Annotated in this window: 15 protein-coding genes; 6 read left to right on the forward strand and 9 right to left on the reverse strand. The window is 48.7% G+C overall.

Translation table 11 applies throughout. The features are described from left to right. Nucleotides 1-70: 70 nt before the first annotated feature. Nucleotides 71-592, reverse strand: a complete 522-nt coding sequence (locus MYF79_RS00330; RefSeq protein WP_247812000.1) for a hypothetical protein — start codon at nucleotides 590-592, stop codon at nucleotides 71-73. 186 nt (nucleotides 593-778) lie between these two features. Between MYF79_RS00330 and MYF79_RS00335 the strand changes: the two genes are divergently transcribed. Further along, nucleotides 779-2,251 carry a hypothetical protein gene (locus tag MYF79_RS00335; protein ID WP_247812001.1) on the forward strand — a complete coding sequence of 491 codons (1,473 nt, stop codon included), beginning with the start codon at nucleotides 779-781 and terminating at the stop codon, nucleotides 2,249-2,251. Here MYF79_RS00335 and MYF79_RS00340 read toward each other — a convergent pair whose 3' ends face one another. The 3 genes from MYF79_RS00340 to MYF79_RS00350 all read right to left on the reverse strand — a co-directional run bounded on the left by MYF79_RS00340 (nucleotide 2,252) and on the right by MYF79_RS00350 (nucleotide 7,297). Next, nucleotides 2,252-2,590 carry a hypothetical protein gene (locus tag MYF79_RS00340; protein ID WP_247812002.1) on the reverse strand — a complete coding sequence of 113 codons (339 nt, stop codon included), beginning with the start codon at nucleotides 2,588-2,590 and terminating at the stop codon, nucleotides 2,252-2,254. Nucleotides 2,591-2,670: 80 nt separating this feature from the next. Beyond that, entirely contained in the window at nucleotides 2,671-4,059 is a 1,389-nt protein-coding gene (locus MYF79_RS00345; RefSeq protein WP_247812003.1) for a RagB/SusD family nutrient uptake outer membrane protein, read from the reverse strand. 10 nt (nucleotides 4,060-4,069) lie between these two features. Then, nucleotides 4,070-7,297, reverse strand: coding sequence for a SusC/RagA family TonB-linked outer membrane protein (locus MYF79_RS00350; RefSeq protein ID WP_247812004.1), 3,228 nt, complete (start codon nucleotides 7,295-7,297; stop codon nucleotides 4,070-4,072). A gap of 259 nt (nucleotides 7,298-7,556) precedes the next feature. Between MYF79_RS00350 and MYF79_RS00355 the strand changes: the two genes are divergently transcribed. From MYF79_RS00355 to MYF79_RS00370, 4 genes are read left to right on the forward strand one after another with little or no spacing between them, the layout of a single operon-like run. Then, the gene (locus MYF79_RS00355; protein ID WP_247812005.1) at nucleotides 7,557-8,120 is read left to right on the forward strand and encodes an RNA polymerase sigma factor; all 564 of its coding nucleotides are present in this window, start codon (nucleotides 7,557-7,559) and stop codon (nucleotides 8,118-8,120) included. A 44-nt stretch (nucleotides 8,121-8,164) separates the two neighbouring features. Beyond that, complete coding sequence (locus MYF79_RS00360) at nucleotides 8,165-9,340, forward strand: FecR family protein (RefSeq protein WP_247812006.1); 1,176 nt, start codon at nucleotides 8,165-8,167, stop codon at nucleotides 9,338-9,340. Continuing rightward, nucleotides 9,315-9,587, forward strand: a complete 273-nt coding sequence (locus MYF79_RS00365; protein WP_247812007.1) for a hypothetical protein — start codon at nucleotides 9,315-9,317, stop codon at nucleotides 9,585-9,587. Before MYF79_RS00360 ends, MYF79_RS00365 begins: the two co-directional genes overlap by 26 nt. Before the next feature lie 26 nt (nucleotides 9,588-9,613). Then, nucleotides 9,614-10,606, forward strand: a complete 993-nt coding sequence (locus tag MYF79_RS00370) for a hypothetical protein (RefSeq protein ID WP_247812008.1) — start codon at nucleotides 9,614-9,616, stop codon at nucleotides 10,604-10,606. On the opposite strand, the gene MYF79_RS00375 is transcribed toward MYF79_RS00370, so the two are convergent. Together MYF79_RS00375 and MYF79_RS00380 are read right to left on the reverse strand one after the other, a co-directional pair. Next, nucleotides 10,603-10,995, reverse strand: a complete 393-nt coding sequence (locus MYF79_RS00375; protein WP_247812009.1) for a hypothetical protein — start codon at nucleotides 10,993-10,995, stop codon at nucleotides 10,603-10,605. The two genes, MYF79_RS00370 and MYF79_RS00375, sit on opposite strands and share 4 nt — an antisense overlap. Before the next feature lie 89 nt (nucleotides 10,996-11,084). Further along, complete coding sequence (locus MYF79_RS00380) at nucleotides 11,085-12,542, reverse strand: hypothetical protein (protein ID WP_247812010.1); 1,458 nt, start codon at nucleotides 12,540-12,542, stop codon at nucleotides 11,085-11,087. Between the two features lie 114 nt (nucleotides 12,543-12,656). Here MYF79_RS00380 and MYF79_RS00385 point away from each other — a divergent pair, with 114 nt between their 5' ends. Next, nucleotides 12,657-14,882 (forward strand): prolyl oligopeptidase family serine peptidase, encoded by a 2,226-nt coding sequence (locus MYF79_RS00385; protein ID WP_247812011.1) that lies wholly within the window; start codon nucleotides 12,657-12,659, stop codon nucleotides 14,880-14,882. Here the strand turns inward: MYF79_RS00385 and MYF79_RS00390 are convergent. The 3 genes from MYF79_RS00390 to MYF79_RS00400 form a co-directional block, all read right to left on the reverse strand. After that, entirely contained in the window at nucleotides 14,876-15,220 is a 345-nt protein-coding gene (locus MYF79_RS00390) for a hypothetical protein (RefSeq protein WP_247812012.1), read from the reverse strand. The genes MYF79_RS00385 and MYF79_RS00390 overlap by 7 nt on opposite strands. A gap of 82 nt (nucleotides 15,221-15,302) precedes the next feature. Then, nucleotides 15,303-16,661 carry a RagB/SusD family nutrient uptake outer membrane protein gene (locus MYF79_RS00395; protein WP_247812013.1) on the reverse strand — a complete coding sequence of 453 codons (1,359 nt, stop codon included), beginning with the start codon at nucleotides 16,659-16,661 and terminating at the stop codon, nucleotides 15,303-15,305. 11 nt (nucleotides 16,662-16,672) lie between these two features. Then, entirely contained in the window at nucleotides 16,673-19,720 is a 3,048-nt protein-coding gene (locus MYF79_RS00400) for a SusC/RagA family TonB-linked outer membrane protein (protein WP_247812014.1), read from the reverse strand. Between the last annotated feature and the right edge of the window lie 105 nt (nucleotides 19,721-19,825).

A 19,825-nucleotide genomic window follows, 5' to 3' on the forward strand; every position in this document is an offset into this window, starting at 1 on the left:
ATTACGCAGCAGTAATATAACTTGTTTAAGCGGGATAATAGTTAGGAGATAGCGCATTACTACCCGGCCCTCACCCAAACAAGTGGGTCACGCCAAAGATGAGACCTGCCAGGGCAAGAATGCAAACGATCGGCACGATCACTTCATACAAAAAAGCCTTCATCTGCGCCTGCCGACGTTTTTGGATCTGGATAAACAAACGATGCATCCGCTGATCGCGCTCCAGCTGGTCCTGCCTTTTTCTCCAGGTCTTCAGCGTGATCTGCACCAGGGGTTCGTTGTCAAAAATTTCCTTATTAGGTGCAATACCCGCATAGCTTTCCAGCTCTTTGATCAATGCATCATTACTCAATTCATAATAAGTACCTGAGGGTGTCTCATGCTTAAGAATAAAACCATTGATCAACAAAAGCTGAATGGTACTTGAACTTAAATACTCCTTCATGGTATCATGGTCCACAGCAGTACTCTGAGAGTCTGCAATCAAGAGTTTCTCCAACACATAACGTACGGACAACCGGTCCTGGTAAGAGGTTATTTTTCTGAGCAGGTCGGTATAATGACCGGCCTTAGCATTAGGGAGGTGTAACATATCTTTTAAATTCATATCCCGGTCGGAGAAATAACTGTTTGGTACTCATCACACCGCCATTGTTTAACAGTTTTTAACACAGCGATCATACAACTTATTGCAGTGCAAATTCTCCCTATCTCCTAACTATTCCTCCCGGTATACCGCATAACTTTAAAAAACCCGTTAACCACAATCAAGCTCCCCATGAGTAACCCGAGCCTCAAAGCATACATTTTTAAAGACCCCAATAACCGCCCTTACGTATGGACTGCCATTATCGGGATCGTTCTCCAGTTAATGTTCTTCAAATACCTTTATCCCTTTGCCAGTTACATTAACGGAGACTCCTATGCATACATGGAAACGGCGCACCAGAACCTGGCGATCAATACCTACCCCGTAGGTTACTCCATGTTCATCCGCCTGTTCAGCGTATTTACACATTCAGATACGGCCCTGGTCGTATTCCAATACGGCATGCTGCAGGCCAGCCTCCTATCACTGGTGTTTACGCTGTTCTATTTTTATAATCCACACCGGTATACCAGGATCGGATTATTCGGTTTTATGTTGTTTAACCCGGTGTTCCTCTACCTGGCCAACTATGTATCCAGCGATACACTGTTCCTCTCGTTGAGCATCACCTGGTTCACGATATTGCTATGGATCATCTACCGTCCTTCCCGCAGACTGATGATCTATCATGCCCTGGTATTATTCCTGGCATTCACGGTGCGATATAATGCATTATATTATCCATTGATCGCAGGTATTGCATTTTTGCTATCCAAACAAAGTATCGTACAGAAGGTATTGGGATTAGTGATCTGTGTTATACTAATCGGGAGCTTCATTGAATACAATAAGAGCAAATACTACGAGCTGAGCAAAAAACGAATCTTCACCCCCTTTACTGGCTGGCAGATGGCCAACAATGCCATGTACGCATACAAATTCGTTCCCAAAGATCAACGGAAACCTGTACCCAAAAAATACCAGGTACTGGATAAAATGATACGCGAGTATTTCGATAGTACATTTAATAATCCTAAATACCCGTATGAAATGATGATGGCCAGCACAATCTACATGTGGTCACCAGGCACTCCTTTACAGATCTATATGCATAAACAGTTCAAAAAAGACTCTACGGCACCTGAATTGAAACGCTGGGCCAGCGTATCTCCCCTGTATGAAGAATACGGTAAATACATCATCAAACAATACCCAATGGCTTTTGCCAAATACTATCTGCTGCCGAATGCATTGAAGTATTACGCACCTCCCATTGAGTTCCTGGAATATTACAGTACCGGTGTAGACAGCGTACATCCCGTCGCCCAGATGTGGTTCGAATATAAAAGCAATAAGATCACCACGAAGTTCAAAGACTTCAAGGTGGATATATTGAACTTCTATCCCATCCTGGTGGGTACGATGAATGTGATCTTTTTCCTGGGAATGATCGGGTTTCTTTTGCTGCAGGGTTACAAACAGCAGCCGCTGATGGGTAAAGGATTATTGCTCGTGGTCTGCCTCTGGCTAACAAACTTCGGGTTCAGTATCTTTGCCTCGCCCATTGCTTTACGGTTTCAGCTATTCCCCATACTGGTCATGACTTCTTTTGCCTTCCTGTTCATGGAATACCTCATAAAAGAAGCGACCAAAAAAGAATGATCACTGGCCTTCATCATCATACACAAGGGTGCTGGTCCAGGGCAGTCCTGAAGGAGCATCATAGGTATAGGGAATGCCGCCTATGGTAACCCAGGTCAACACCACACCGGTGTATAGCGGCCTGCCTGCATTTACCGTTGGCTGTGTAGGGCTGGTCGCGAAGTTCCGGTAGGGAGACATGTCGGCCAGCGTGATCCAGCGGCTGACGCCGTTGATCGTCACCCGCGTGCTTACTGTCATATACAAATTATTCAATCCCCGCAGGGATCCGGATGCAGTGATGCCTGCCGTTATTGCCGACAGCACAATGATCCACAGGATTGTCCTTGCCCGTTTCATAAAGTGAAGTTTTGATTTAAAGTTAGAGCTAGAATAGACAAACCTGCATACTACATTCCGGCAGAAGTTTAGAGCCACTGCTAGTAGCCTTCATTTTGTGTCAGGTGGGGATTCAGCAGTATGTCGCCATGAGGAATGGGGAACACCTGTTTGTAGTCCATCCAGGCAGCGCCTTTCTCAATAGCTTCGGCTGCCATCACATCTCTGGCCCTGTCATAACGTTTCAGGTCCAGCCAGCGATGCCCCCATTCCGTGAACAGCTCCACCCGCCTTTCCTGTTCAATCGCTTTTAACAAGGCCACCCGGTTCATGGCTACTGTATAACCGATGCCTGCCCTGCGCCGCAATCGGTCCAGGTCTGACCTGGCGCCGGAAAAATCGTTCATATACGCCTTGGCCTCTGCCCTGATCAGGAGCACCTCGGCTAAGCGTAATACCGCTACGTAGGGCGTAGTTGGCTTGCCGTCTTCCACCAGTCTGTATTTATGGGCATAGTAATGCATATGGCCATTGGTCGTATCTATGCCCGTCCAGGCTTCCAGGCGCTTGTCGCCATGTTCGAATGCTTTCAGTAGCCGTTTGTTCATGTACAGCGGCTGTCTGTCAGGATCAGGCCCCTGTTGTAATACCAGCAAGGCGGCATCTTCGTTCTCCCCGCTGGGATTGTTTTCCAGGGCCCAGATTAGTTCAGGGCTGTATTGCCCGAAGGCCTCGGTCAATGCAGGGATAGTATATAGTCCATTGCGGGTGATCACGTCCGTCGCTTCCTGCTCTGCCGCCGTCCAGTTTTTCCTGTACAAATGTACCCGTGCCAGCAAGGCTACCGCGGCCCATTTATTGGGCCGCAACCGCTCCCGAACGATGCTCTGTGCATCCCCGCCCAGGTATTCTTCTCTTAACACGGATACGGCACTTTTCAGGTCATCCTCCATTTGCGCATATACCTTTTCAGCAGGGCTACGAGCTGCGGTGGTGTTATGCTTCAGATCCGTAGTAAGCAGCAGCGGTACGTCGCCAAATAAATTGACCAGATAGAAATAACAGAAAGCCCGTATGAATTTTGCTTCTCCCATCAGCTGTTGCTTTACAGCAGGTGTTAATACATTTGCTCCTTCCACTCCGGCCAGCAGCATGTTACAATGCTGTATACAGTTATAAAGCGGCGCCCAAAAGGGGCTATCATCAGCAGTCAGGGTATTCTCATAACAACGCAGGAAATCACGGTTTCCGTCCATTAAGCCTAGTTCATCACAGTACAACCCACAGAAAACAGAGATACCCGTTTTCCCTGCTGACAAACCGCTGCCCTTAATAAGGCCATAGATGCCAGCCATGGCTTTAATGGCCCCACTATCTGAACGAAATACTTCGGCTGGCCCTGTTTTATCCGAAGGCTCCCCTACATCGATCATCTTCCTGCACGACAGGCAGGTAAAAAGCAAAAGGCAATATAAAAACAGTACCTGCATATGATATTATTTAAAATAAATATTGTGCTCCTATTTTGATGGTACGCAAAAATGGCAGCACCGTTCTACTGAGGGTTTCCGGATCCAGGGATCGGTAATTGGTAAATGTGAGAGGGTTGCTGATATTGCAATAGATCCTGTATTTCCCTTGCTCTCCATTCTTCCAGGCAACAGTAATATTGTTTACACGGATGTACCATACATTCATGAAGATAGCCGTACTGTTCAGGTACTTTTTAAAGTCTGCTTCCGCCGAAGATGCCTGTGAGGCTCGCTGTACCTGCGCATTGTCACCTATCCTTCTCCAGCGGCCGGCAACATAAACGTTCTGGTTCCACATGGTACCCGGTATGTGCTGTTTATCAATGATGGCGTTCTCCGCCATCCGCTTCATATATTGCCCGGAGCAGGACAGCTCGAAATTATAGATGGTACAGGTGAAGCCAAAACCGCCATACAACCGCGGAGAAATATTAACGGCCACTGTCCGGTCATTTTCAGTCAGCGCATCAGCGCTCACCATATCGCCAGCCCTGTTCCGATAAACATATTCTCCATTCTTTGGATTAACACCCGCAAAATCGTAGTAAAACAGCTCCCGCAAAGGGCGTTTCAACTGTGTCTGACCAGCAGGCGCAGGCATCAGGCCAGGGAAAGAGAGTAGCATATTCGCGCCCCTGGCCGCATTAAAACGTATGGCCAGGCTCCAGGGCGTCCGCTCGACCAGCTTTGCATTCAGTGTCAGCTCTATACCACTGTTCCTGATTGCCACCGGCATATTCTGCTGCATTGTTCCGCCGCCTGCCATATCGGGTAAAGGATATTCCACCAGCTGATGTCTTGAGCTATTACTATAGTATGCTGCTTCGATCTCCCACTTGTTATTAAAGAAACCCATATTGAAAGTGATGTCTTTCTTGTAAGTCATGCCACCCGTTAGCGCGCGGTTCTGCTGTTTGGCCGCTATCAGGCCTTCTACAGACTGGTAACTACCCGCAGGCTGATAGCTTCCTGCATACTGGTAGTCAGCAATCTGATCATTGCCGGTGGCCGACCAGCCCAGCTGCATTTTGCCGTAACTGAGCGCAGGCAATGCATGCCGTATAAAAGTTTCCCGTCCGAAGTCCCAGCCTATTGCCCCACCTCCATATTTGTTTACCTGCTCATCCCTTCCAAACCGACTGCTGCCATCAACCCGGAAAATAAGCTCCAGCGTATATTTCTCTTTCCAGGCATAATTCACATGCGTGTATACGCCTGCATACTTGTAGCGGTTAGTGAAAGGCGTACGTACGACTGTCTTTGCCAGTTCATAGTTCAACATATCCTGATCGTGCAGGAACCCGGCAGCATCGACGGTGGTATTGCTGGTATGCATACTGTTGTAAACTGCACCCAGGTTCAGCGTCATCTTGTGTTGGTCATAAAGCAGGTTAAGCTGCGTTGAAGGTTCGACAACAAAGGTGTAGGAGCGAAAATTGTTCTCAGTTGAAGATGCCGTTAAATTTCCCCGCTCTTCTCCCCGCCTGGCAATGTTCATAATAGAGGTATTTTGCGCTCCCATCCAGTGATGACCCGTCATGAGCGTAAAACTCAAATTCTTTTTAAGAAGATAGCTGATGTTAGCAGTAGCGAATAGATTCGAGACGCTACCCGCAAACTCCGGCATGGAAACAATGGAGTTGTTCACAGCATAATTGATCTTCCCGTTGCTAAACAACGAAGGCGCGTTAGGAGGTAAGGTAATACCGGCGGTATAGTCCGTGCCGGGTAAGCCGGTATTATTGACACTTGCCAGTCCTGTCAGGGAAACAAGGAGACTGCTATCACGCAGTTTTATATTAGCGCTGCCATGCAGGCCATATTTATAATCACCGTACTTATTGTCTTCCCGCATATACACAGTAGTATTCTGGCTATAGGTTCCACTTATCCTGTATTGGACAACAGACCTTTCTCCGGAAACAGTGACAATAGCATCCCGGTATTGAGCGATATTTCCTATCAGTACTTTCTGCCAATCAGTATACCGGAGCGAATCCCAGATTAGTATGTCAGGGGCTTTGCCGTTTGTAGGCGGCAAGCCATCATTTTGCCAGGCATCCCGCCGCAGCTGAAGGTATCCACCCGTGTTTAACAAAGGCTCCCGCCGCGGCACCCCTCCGAAACCACAGGCAACATCTGCCATGATATGTGTTCTTTCTGCGTGGACAGCGCTCTTTGTGAAGATCAATACGACACCATTAGCCCCCCTGGCGCCGTACATGGCAGTAGCAATGGCACTTTTTAACACAACGATCCTTTCTATAGCGGCTGTTGGAAGATAGGAAAGCGTGGAACTATATTGGCTCATGGTGCCTTCTCCTCCTTTGAATTCCGGATTTATCATTACCCCGTCAATAATATACAAAGCCTGGCTGTTCCTGTCAAAACTGGTAGGACCTCTTATCTCCATAGCTCTGTCGCCCGCCGCCCTTCCGGTCGGCCGTTGTAATATCACGCCTGGAATTTCCCCGCTAAGGCCATCTAGCATATTGACCTGCGTCGTCATTGTAATATCTTTTATGTCCGGAAAATGACGCGTAGTATCCACACGTTTGGGCTTCTTTAGTTTGTCGCCTGTCACTTCAACAAGCGTCACACTATTGGCCTGTTCCCGTAACATGACATTTAATACCCCGCTGCCAGGTACGATGGTATCGAGGGTAATACGTCCCACACAACTGATGCTTACAGGCACACCGGTCTTCACATTTAACAATGAGAAGTACCCGTTAATGTCTGTTTTGGGGCCGCTTTCAGCATTATTCAGCCTTACAGATGCACCATCTATCGGGCGCCCGGTCCTGTCGCTGACAATTCCATGCAGTTTGGCAATCACCGCTGTTTTTCCGGCTTCAGTCTCCCTTGCTCTCAGGCCAATATACTTTCCTTCAATGGAGTATTCTACGGGACTATCTTTAAACCATATCTCCAGGAGCTCAGGGACAGAGATGTGCTTATATCCCACGAATATGACCCACTTAGGATCGATACAATTCTTATTCTGGAAAATATAACCAGTCCATTTCTCTATCGAATCAATGGCTTCCCTCAAACGCATGCTGTCCTTGTGAAAGGATACACTCATATGCTGCTCCGGAGCCTGGGCACTCGAACTAATTACGGCACAGAAACATATTAAACCTATGACAATGCCTCCAATAAGCTGGCTGCAGGTAAGGGTAGATTTGGTCATTCCCGGATTTTTTATTTGTTAAACAAATACAGACCCAAAGGATATTCATAGGATTAAGTACAGGTATCTAAACGCTTGCATTGCTGCAGCGCATCTATAGGAAATTATTACCGCCTTTTTTACACTAGTATCAAAAACGGTCTCATTCTTCGTGCCTGTTCAGGCATTTTTTTTAATTAACTAGTTATTAACTGCCAGGGAAGAATCATTCGATAATTTGCCGATCAACCAACCATGTTCATTTTAAAACTAACATAAAATGGATCCAAAAGAGAATGCAATAACTGATCTTCAACTTGTCGGCCAGATAATGAACGGCGACATGCAGGCCCTCGCCCTCTTGTACACACGTTACTACACACCACTGCTCCTGGTTGCCCGTACCAAATCACCAACCAGGGATGCAGCAGATGAAGCCGTTACCGATGTCTTCCTGTCACTCTTAAACAGGGAGCAGGAATTCACCATTACAACAAGTGTAAAAGCATACCTGGAACAGTCCGTTCGCTACCGCTGCATGACCAAGTATGCGATAGCAAACAGGAAGGAGGCATTGCGCAAAAAGTATGAGCCTCATGTACCAGATTATGTACCGGCCACCAACCGGATGGAACTGGCGGAATTGCGGGCTGCCTTACAGGCGGCATTACGCTCACTACCCGATCAGCTAAAAAAGGCAATAGAACTTTCCTATTTTGAGGAAAAAGAGAGACAGGATATTGCCACAGCATTGGGAGTAAGTCCCGAGACGGTAACTAAATACATTCTGGAAGCACGTAAACGCCTCCGCGAGTGCCATTCGCTTAAGATATTTTTGTTATAGTGTTTATCTGATAAGGAAGCTTTACATTTTAAATATATTATCCATTGGACGAGGAACAGATAACACAGTTGGTAATTGATGAACTGCTGGGCAACATCACACCGGAAGATGCTGCCATGCTCAATGAACTCGTGCAGGAAGACGCCACTGCGGCGGCGCTTCGCCTTGAAATCATCCGGCTGTTGACAGAAGGAGATATGCAGGGTGCGCTGGATGAAAAAATACCAATAGAAAGAGCACTCACAAAGCTGGAAAATCAAAAAAATAAAACAAAGAAGCGCTCTTTCCGGGGTCCCGGCACTGTTATCATCGCATTCATTGTCCTCGCCACAATTTTTCTTTTTTATAAACAACAGCAACAGGCAGACATATCAAAAAAATCAGTAGATCTGCAAGCAGCAATATATAAATACCCTGTACTGATGTTCGGAGACGGAAGCTTTATCAGGATGGATCAGATAAACGATAATAAGATCTCCAACCTGTCATCCGGCCCGCTGCGCAACACAGCCTATATTCATGGCAGCATACATCAGTTTGAGAAGGCAACGCTCATCACCGCAAGGGGTGAAAATTACCAGGTAGTACTATCCGATGGAAGTACGCTCTATGCCGGCCCGAAAACCTCCATCACATTTTTCCTTGGCAATACTGCCCCCCGACGCGAAATTGCCATTAGCGGACAGGCATTCATAGATGTAACACACGATCCCCAAAGACCGTTTATTGTAGATTTACCACATGATGGTAAAGTGAAAGTGCTGGGAACATCCTTCAATGTAAATACGGAAGAACAGGGTGGCATACAGGTAGCACTGAAAGAAGGCAGTGTCCAAGTAGAGAACGGGCAGGATTCCACCCGCCTGGAGCCGGGTTTTGCTGCGAGCTGGAAGAAAGGCAGCCGCATTTGCACAACGAGGTTTAACGAAGATACTGTATCGTTCTGGCGGCAGGGTCGGTATCTCTGTTCCAAAGCTACACTGCGTGACCTGGCCAATGTAATGGAACACTGCTATCATTACCCGGTTAGCATAGATGTTCCGGCGGAGGTAGACACATCGCGCTTTGTTGACAGGGAACTGGTGAGAGGTAATTCCATTGAAACCTTTCTCAATAGTGGAGTGGTCTTTCCCTCACATAGTAAGTTTATATTTTATTTCGACAAGGATAGTACATTACACATTTCTCTCAATCATGGGCCGTCAACTAACCACCGCTGAAGAACGACTCTTATTAAACAGGATCCGTAAAGGTGATATAGAAGCATTGGAACTATTATTCATCTCTCACCGCCAACGTGTATTCGTGGATGCCTACCTGCGCCTGAAAGACCCCGCTGCGGCATGGTCGGTCACCACAGAGATCTATTCCTGGCTCTGGGAAGACAAACCAGGCCTGTTCCCGTTTGCTTCCATTAAATTAATGTTGCAGGAAGAAGTAAAAAAACGAACCATTGCACAACCCTGACTGTTATACTCCAAACCTCCATTAAAATGTCACCCCTATCACAAGGAGATGCCAAGTTGCTACCATTGGAAGGTAAGCGCTCGTCAGACACCAATGCGGCACGAATACCCGAGGAATATCTGCAACTATTACTACCCTATGCCGGCATCCACTGCTGGCAGCAGGCCAATGTCCAGATCCTTTCGCAACATCTGCAACTGGGGAAATTTTCCCTGTGGGTACACGACATCATGGCCTACCGCGACCAGGTGATCTGTCCATTCGTACCATTCCCGCTATATACCTTACACTACCTCTTTGAAAGTAATCTCAGTATCAGGATGCCACATTCTTCCCCTTTTCTGCTGGAAGAAGACACCTGCAATCTTTTTCACCTCAGTCCGGGGCTTAGTTATCTTCCCCTGGAAGCCGGCACGAAAACCGTCTCACTTAATATCAACATACTACCGGAACATATCTCCCAGCTGGCAAAAGATCATCCGGCTATGCTCCAACGCCTTAATGAAATATCTTCCGGCAACCAGGCCATCAACAGGCACCCTTATACGATCAATGCCCTTAGCAACCTGCTGGTAACAAAGATGCTGACCTGCCGTTACCTCAGGCAGGAGGCCACCCTATACCTGGAACGCTGCTGCACCGACCTGTTCAACATCTTCTGCCGCCAGTATGCCATTGAAGACAAATCCATGTTCATTGACGATGTAGATACCTATGATGTCTACCACAGGATCTTTGAGTACATGAAGACACATTCAAACATTTACTATGATATCCACAAAATATCCTGGATGTATGAAATTCCGGAAGGAGAACTGGCCACCGGCTTTTTGAACACCTTTGCCGTCACACTGGAGGAATGCAGCCATATGCTGAAAATGATGAAAGCATTCGAACTACTGATGCAGCAGGACCGCGACTTCAGCGAAATAGCCGCCGCAGTAGCCCTGGATACTGACACCATGATTGCCAGTGTAGAGGAATATTATAATTTTAAGATATCCGTTCAACGGAATTAAGCCTCATCATCATCGGACAATAGCCGCTTTTTCACCTCGTTCCAGGCAGCCAGCACCTCATCGTCACTCATCACCGTATCAGCGTTCAGCTGGTTGTCGTCTTGTAAGGCGTTCTCCCTTTTCCTTACATAGAAAAAAGCCAACATCAGTAGTGTGGTACAGCCTATGGGAATCAATTCGTCCTTTACTTGCACGTGGATGGTGAGCGGTGGTGTATCCTGGCCGCCCGTCTGCTGCTGTTCAAAAATGATCCTGACAGATCCCCGCAGGCTGGACACAGGCTGCTGCAGGAGAGGAATGAGCAATAATGTAATGATCAGTATTGTATTTGACGTGCCATGCTGGGTTCGCTTCCCCCTCTTTGAAGCGCGGTTCAATTTATCGTTCATATAGTTGGTTTTATATCCCCCACTATATATAGTCTATACTTAGGGGTAAAAAAGGATGAACGAGAGGGAAGTTTTTTTTAAAAAATATTTCATGTGGGGTTGGGAAGTTTGTTCGTCTTCATTTTTGCCTGCAACACCAGCTCCCACAACAACACGCCAAACACCACACCCAATATCATATTGAACAACTGGTACCGCAGCACCACCGGTGAGGCTAATACGCTGAATCCATAGTGTACGATCCAGTAAAAGGTGCCTATTCTTAGCGCATTGCGGAATTTCATATCTGCAAAGGAAGGCCCGGATACCCTGTAATAGGCGATCCATCCGGAAATGAATAAGAGCATAATGAAGACCATCAATGCAGGATAGTAATCGAAGAGGACCAGCTCTTTTTGATTGGAACGGGTATAGACCTTATTGGAAGGATAGCGGAACCAGGTTTGTGCAACCGGCCACACCGTATCTCGACCATCGTTGTACACACCCAGGTTTTCCACAGGCGGATAGGCATACTGGAAGAAATTCGGCAGCAGGAAATACCGGAAATAGGACGCAGGGTGCTGGCTGATCAGGTATTTGCCATAATCATTATACAATGGCGCCACAGCCGCCATCTGGCGCAGATGCGCAGCATTATCTGCAATATTTACAGCACCGGGAGAAGGTTGTAAGGGAGACGTGGCATCCCAGAGGTAAAAAGCCATCAGGGGGCCATCGGGACGTTGGGACATGGGAATGTGTTGCAGCGAGTCTATATACGCATTCACCTTACTGTGTATGGCTGCAAATTGCGGAGGTACCTGCAAAGGCGGGCGTTCGGGCATATGCGCGTAGGCATGTACGGCATTATTGGCCATCTGCCATCCGCTGAAGGCGGAGAATTGGCGGGTGCCCATCACTTTTTCAGATTGCCAGGTCGTGTATAGCATAAAGCCGCCGATCATGCCGGTCATGATCAATCCACTGGCTATTTTAACCCGTACGCTAAAAGGACAGAAGACGATTACGGTGATACTGATTACCGGATAGATCAATGCATGATACCTGACGGTATAGGCCAGCAGCAACACCAGCAAATGTGCAGCCAGTAACCACTTGGAAGCCTGATACACCAACCGGAACAACTGGGAGATCCAGATAAGGCTGATGCCGATAAAATAGACATCGCTGGTTACATAATTGCCCAGGTAAAGGATAGCAGGGTTTAAGAACAGGAAGGCGAAGATCAGCCTGCGGGGCCATTTGCCTACGGAGGTCAGATCCAGCAGGGTAAAAAAGAAATAGAGTGCACAGATATGGTAAAAGCAGTATTGCACAAAGATCAGGGCCGTATCCCAATGGGTAAAAAAACCAACAGCGCGGATCAGTTTCGCATAACCTACCGGCCACATATTCGCATCGGCATTAGTGTAGGCGCTGCGGAGGTAGTTGTAGGAATCCTGCATGAAGTTGGGATAGGGATAGCAATACTTGAATACAATAAACTGCAGCAGCATGGTGAACATCGCCAGGTAGACATATCTCTTAAAATGCATTCTCATCATATGCAGGAATTTATATGGCCGGGCCAATAGCCAGGTTTGGAGATAGAGAATATTTCTGAAAGCGCTTAAAATTACTGGTTAAATGCTAATTTAAACTGCATTTAAAACACACGTGTGTTAACCACCAGCCCCATATTGATCCCGCTCCTGCTCTGCTGCCATTTAATGGCATGGTCCCGGCAAGCACTTATTACCAATGATAGTTATCGTACCTGGACAAGACTCTCCCCGAACTACGGCTTACGGGATGATGGCCGATACCTCTGGTACCAGTACGGCTCCCCGGCAACAGGCGATATATTGGTCTTGCGCTCGGCAGATGACCAACTGCACCGGGAATTCCCGCATGGCTTCAATCCAGCCTTTTCAGGCGCCAGCTTTCTGTTCCAGCTGCCGGGCGATACCTTGGCCATTTTCACCTCAGATAGTATGAGCTACCTGCGGGATGTTACTACTTATGTAGTAGCCCAACATCAGCTCATCCTGCAACAATCCCATGCGCTTAGCTGGATAGACCTGCATACTGGTGGCAGCAAAACTATCTATGAAGGGTCGGTCAGCCAGATAGCCTTCAATGGGCAACAACTCGCGTTTATTGAGGGGCATACGCTCCGGTATTATCAGCGGGAGATGGATACGACCAGGATATTACATGACAGTTGCATGGGCCCATTACAGATCTCCCGGGATGGAAAACGGATCATTTGCCAGTTATTACCTGCACAAACGCCGGCACAGGAGCAGATCAAGATCTGGCATTACCAGGATTACTACCTGCAAACAGCTCCACCCGTTTCCACTACCATCAGCATCCACCTCGAAGATGGACAGGTGCTACCAGTCAATACACCCGGTACACAGATCGCCTACCAGGATGGCGGCAGGTATATCATTACCCAAAACAATCTCAATTACCAGGAATACTATTGGAACAAAGCAGTGATCTCCACGCTTTATCTTGTAGACACACAAAGCGGCGAAGGGAAAACCATCACCGCCAACAAAGAAAAGTTGCTGATCCAGCCAGCCATTTCACCCGGGGAAAGGTTCATGACCTGGCTCGATCCATCCAGTCAATATATCTGTTGCTATGAGATAGCTACAGGGCAGACGCGCGATGTATTAAAAGGGGTAGAAGTGGCACAATGGACAGCGGGCGACAGCATTCTTTTTATCCATACAGCTGATGATGTCTGGAAGGTAGATCCTACCGGGAATAAACCTGCCATGAATCTGACACATGGCAAACGACAGCATACCCGATTCCGCCTGCTGTTCCCCGGCGTATTCCTCGCCTTTGATACAAAAACAAAGCAAAATGGTTTCCGGAGATGGCATTATAACAGCTTAGCGCCTGGTATAATGGATGATGCCTTATATTACTGGCCGCAATATCCTCTGGATCAATACAAGCCTGTAAAAGCAAAAGATACCACTGTTTACCTGTTGCAGCGCATGCAGGCTACCGCAGCGCCGAATTTATTACTGACGGATGATTTTATCCGCTTTACACCTGTTTCCCATATCCGGCCGGAGAAAGATTATAACTGGCTGACAGTAGAATTAACGAAAGCGGGACTCTTGTACAAACCGGCGAATTTCGATCCCAAGCAAAAATACCCGGTCATCTTTCACTACTATGAGCGCAGCGAAGATTACCTGCACAGGTACCTGCCCCCTGCATTAAGTGAGGGCAATCTGAATGTGCCGGCATACGTCAGCAATGGGTATATTGTATGTATTCCTGACATCCGCACCCAAAAGGGACATCCCGGCAAAAGCGCAGCTAAGGCAGTTTTAAGGGCAGCGAAGTACCTCTCCACCTTTCCCTGGGTAGACCGGCAGCGAATGGGATTGCAGGGACATAGTTTCGGTGGATATATCACCAACTATATCATCAGCCACAGCCACCGCTTCGCGGCAGCACAGGCCAGTGCCGGCCCGGTTGACTTTTTCAGTGGCTATGGAGCCGTCAGGAAAATAGCCGGTACTGCCATGCAGCACTTATACGAACAGGGACAAAATAACATGGGTGTTCCCCCATGGGACAGACCCGGGCTATACCTGAAAAACTCCCCCATCGTCCATGCAGACAAAATACATACTCCCCTGCTGTTGCTGCATAACGATAATGACAATGCCGTACCCTTCGCACAAAGTATAGAACTGTTCACTGCTTTAAGGCGATTGCAAAGGCCTGTGTGGCTGATCCAGTACAGGAATGAAGGTCACCAGTTGTTTCGCGACCCGCAGAAACTGGATTTTAGCATCCGCCAGCAACAGTTCTTCGATCACTACCTGAAAGGTACACCGATGCCCGATTGGATGAAGACTCACTGACCGTTGTCGTCATAGATGCCCAGCCAGGTAGGCCAGGGAGAACCTGTTACTACCGTAATGAAATAAAAAGCCCCACCGATGGTAGTAGTAGATTGGGTGGTGCCTGTATACAAAGGGGTAACAACATTTACAGGCATCTCCCAGATATCTGTACGGAAAGTACGGTAGGGTGCTTCTGCGGCATAGGTCAGGTTCCTGGAGGCGCCGTTCTGAAAGAAATCGCCCGTAGTGCGATAAAAGAGATTCGTAAGTCCCCGCCGCTGGGCCCTGAATGACATTGTCCCCACCAAAATTGCAGACAAGGCGATCATTGTTAAAATAATCCTGGCCTTTTTCATAACATAATGCGTTTGAATTAAAGGTAGGAAGACTAAAATGGAAAAGAATTAGGAACAAAATACCGGACTTGAGAGACACCGTTTATTCCTGGTACCCCTCGTTCTGTGTAAGATTTGGGTTTAACAATAGCTCGCTTTTAGGAATAGGATACCATTGCTGATAGGCTTTCCAGTCGCCTCCTTTAGCTGTAGCAGCAGCCTTCATGACCGTATTGACAGTATGGGTGCGTTTAAGGTCTAGCCAGCGGTGCCCCCATTCGGAGAATAGTTCTACCTGTCTTTCATGCTGGATAACATCCTGCAGTGGACCTGTACCATTGACCCTCGGCGCAGGCAAACCCGCCCGCTGCCGCACCACCATCAGGTCTTTCAATGCACCCTCCTTGTCGGCCGAATGCAACCTGGCTTCTGCCCTGATCAGGTATTGCTCTGCCAAACGTAATACCATGAGGTATTCCGTGAGCGGCTTAGTGGCATTTGTAGCCTTGTATTTGAAAGGATAAGGATCTGTGGCGCCAGCTAGCCAGTATTGCTTTCGGAGGTCATCTTTTTCCAGGGTCTGCATAAAGGACGCCGCGGCAACAACAGGACGCTGTTGTACAAACAGCATAGCATCTTCTACCAAAGTCTTATTCACTGGTTGTATTTGCCAGATGGCTTCTTTGCTGTTTTTCAGGAACACCTTTGATAATGGCACCGTATCATAAACAGCTTTATTGTCAATAAGGGCCGTTGCCGCGGCGATCGCCGCCTGCCAATTGTTCCGGTACAGCTGTACCCTGGCCAGTAAAGCGGTAGCAGCCCATTTGTTGGGCCGTACACGCTCGGGGCTTGCAGACAGGATATCTGCCTGTACATAGTCCGGCCGTAGCAGCGATGCGGCATCTTCCAGGTCTTGTACGATCAGTTCATAGACCTTCACCACCGGCGTACGGCCCATGCTGGCATTGACCTTGTAATCAGTACCGGTGACCAATGGCACTTCATCAAAAAGGTTCACCAAATAGAAATAACAAAAAGCCCTGACAAACTTTGCTTCTCCTGTTAATTGCTGTTTAATGGCAGGCGTGAGGCGGTTGGAAGCGCTTAGTCCTTCAATAGCGGCATTACACTGATAGATGTATTGGTACAATAACCTCCATACCGGCATATTGTCGGGCATGGCCTGGTTTCTATACATGGCCCGGGGCAATTCATCTTCCTGTTCCAGCAGGAACTCATCGGCCGAGAGACCACATAGATAGGACAAGCCCTTTTCTCCCATAAACGCCCCTTCATTGCTCATACTATAGAACAATCCTGTAAGCACGGCGGCAGCGCGGGCATCAGACTGATAGATGGAGCCAGCGCTGTCTCCATCCACCGGCTCGCCGGGGTCCAGCAGTTTGCGACAAGCGCCGCCCAACAGCAGGAAGAGGAGCAATAATAATTTCCATCGCATTCCCAAACAGTTTAAAGCGATATTTTCAATCCGGCAGATAACACCCTCAAAGGAGGAATGGCTGTCCGTGACTGCGTTTCGGGGTCCAGGCCCTTATAGCTGCTCAGGGTGAACAGGTTCTGTGCCTGCAGGTACACCCTGCTGTCATGCAGGCGTAGTTTCTGTTGCATGTTCTCCGGCAATAACCAGGCAGCCTCCACATAGCGGCAACGGACGAATGAAGCATCCTCATAACCAAGGTCACTTTTAATGGCCTTCTTGTACCCTTCCCGCAGGGCGCCATTCTGTGTATACCGCTGGCGGTCGGTGATATCGCCCGGCTTCTGCCACCGGGATAGTACCTCCGTGTATTGATTCTGCTGGAATCCCGGCATATAGCTGGGATCAAAAGTCGTATTGATCCCCTCCTGCTTTGTAAACTGCAGGAGCACTTCCAGCTGGAAACGCCCCAACCGCATACTATTCTGCCAGCCACCGAAGAATACCGGTACACTGTTCACCGACAACCTTTCTGCAGCTTTCTCAGCCGGTACCGGTTTCTGGTTGGCATCCGCAAAGAGATAACTGCCGGTAGCTGGGTCCACCCCCATGGAGGTGGCTACATAACGCTGCGACAAAGGCTCCCCTTCCACAAATCCGTTACCTCCCAGGAAGGGAATGGTCGGATCAGGATAGTGTACCAGTTTATTGTGGCCAAAAGAGATATTGAATGCGGACGCCCATTCAAATTGCTGCTTTCGGATGCAGCGGGTAGATAGCGTAAACTCCCAACCCGTATTCCGGATCACGGCAGGCAGATTGCCAATGATGCTGCCGGCGCCAGTGATATCCGGTAAAGGGTAAGCCACCAGCTGATTGGAAGAGCGGTAAATGAAATGACTGGCAGAGAACAGGATCTTATCGTCCAGGAAACCCAGTTCCAGGCCTGCTTCCGACTTCTGCGTCAGCTCCCAGGCAAAATCGGCATTGAATAAGCGGCTGGTCTTCAGGCCTGTTGCGCCCTGGTAAGTTCCTGTCACCTCCTCATACTTATCGAGGTACTGGTAATCGCCTATCTGGTCATTGCCGGTGGTGCCATAGCTCATTCGCAGTTTACCGAAACTCAGCACCTGCCGCAGGTGACACATAAAAGGTTCTTCTGTAAAGATCCATCCTGCGCCCGCAGCGGCAAATACTGCATATTGTTTACGTGGGCCGAAACGGCTGCTGCCATCGCGGCGTAGGCTGAGGTTCAACAGGTAGCGGTTCTTCCAGTTCAATCCTGTTCTGCCAAACAAGGCAGCATAACGGTAAGCTGCGCCTTCCGTTGCGCCATATACGGTATCTGCATAGCGGATATTCCTGATCAGGCGATCGTCTTTGAAACCATCGCCATTGATGTTCTCCCGGGTTTCGTCATAGCCCTGCACCGTGCCTCCAAGCACTATTTGCAGCCGCAATGCCCCTGCCTGGAGCTCGTAGTTCAACTGGGGCTCAATAATGCGGGAAATGGCGTCATAATCGTATTTATGCAGGGAACCGGTTTTGCCTTTCCGCAGATCCGGGGCATACATCTCGATTGGAAGGATGGTCTCCGATCTGCCGATTAGCCAGTTATAGCCCATGGCGGTCTTGAACACAAGACCAGGCAGCAGCCGGTATTGCAAACCGAGGTTGCCCAGCAGATTTTTTACATGCGCGTCAAAGAGCGGGCCTACCAGGGCAATGTAGGGATTCAGCCAGCCGTAATTCAGGCTGCCGTCTTCCAGGTATACCGCAGGCGCATTGGGCGGCAGCATGATCTGGCTGGTGAGATCAAGACCAGGTAAAGATGTTTTATCGGCCAGGAAACTGCCCGTAAAAGTGGCATGGAAGCGCTGGTTGGCGGTGGTGGTGCTGGTACTGAAATGGATGCCGCCGCGGGTGTCTCCGAATGGGCCCGGGAAGACGGTGCTTTCCCGCCGGTAATGACCACTCAGCAGATATAGAAAGTGCTTGTTCCCTCCGGATACGGATGCCTGGGCATTGGTCACAGATGCAGTTCCTCCTGTCAATTGTTGCTGCCAGTCGGTATAACGGGTGGTATCCCATTTCAGTAAGTCAGGGGCATTCCTTTCCGTAGGCCTGACGCCGTCATTCCGGAAAGCCTCCCGGCGCATGGCGATATATTGTTGGGTATTCAGCAATTTTACTTTTCGGGATGTTTTCCCGAAGCCCCGGCTCACATTGACGTTCAGCTGTGTTTTTCCCGGCTGGCCTTTGCGGGTGGAAATGAGCACGACGCCGTTGGCGCCTCTCGAGCCGTAGATGGCAGTAGCATCCGCATCTTTCAGCACTTCGATGCTTTCCACATCTTCGGCATTGATAAAGTTGAAGGCAGAGGCCTTGTCGCCCCAGATCTGCGAACCCAGTCCGCCGTTCAGGACGGGGTTATAGGGAATGCCATCCACAATGAACAGTGGCTGCGTACCATTTACCAGGCTGTTTTGCCCACGGATCTGCACTTTCATGGCCATACCCGGCACACCACCCGTTTGCGTAATGAGCATACCGGGTACCCTGCCCTGCAGGGCCATGAGCAGGTTGGTACCTGACTGGCCGGCAATGAAGTCGCCTTTGACGGTGGTAACATTCCCGGTATTGAAGCGCGGGGTGGTGGTGCCGTAGCCGATAATGACCGTTTCATCCAATACCCGGCCCATGATCAGTGCAGGTGTATCGGGCAGCTCCATGGGTTGCATACGGGGGCCTATGGCCAGCGGGGCTTTCATTACATTGATGGAGCGATCGTCCAGCTTCCAGGTATAAAGACCTTTCAGTACGGCATTGAGTACGTCCGGCACGGCGGCGTTCCTGAAGTCAGCGTCCAAAACCTGGTGTATGTTGACTATTGCAGGATCATAGCTGAAGTAGTAAGGGCTTTGTTTTTCGATCTGGGAAAAGATGTACCTGAGGCTAAGCCCCTTGCCGACGATGGTCACTTTGGGCCGGGCATGGTCCTGCCCTTTTACCTGGCATAGACAACAGGTAAACAACAACAGGAGGAGTTGACAAAGTAGCGCCGGTTTGGGCATTCCCATAAAACGATGTTGTGGGTATTATCATATAAGTAGCATTTAATGACAAAAAGTACTCATGCGGATAATTTTTAGCCTTTAACATGCCATTAACTCATGCCCATTTGA

Source organism: Chitinophaga filiformis (assembly GCF_023100805.1).
GTDB lineage: Bacteria > Bacteroidota > Bacteroidia > Chitinophagales > Chitinophagaceae > Chitinophaga > Chitinophaga filiformis_B.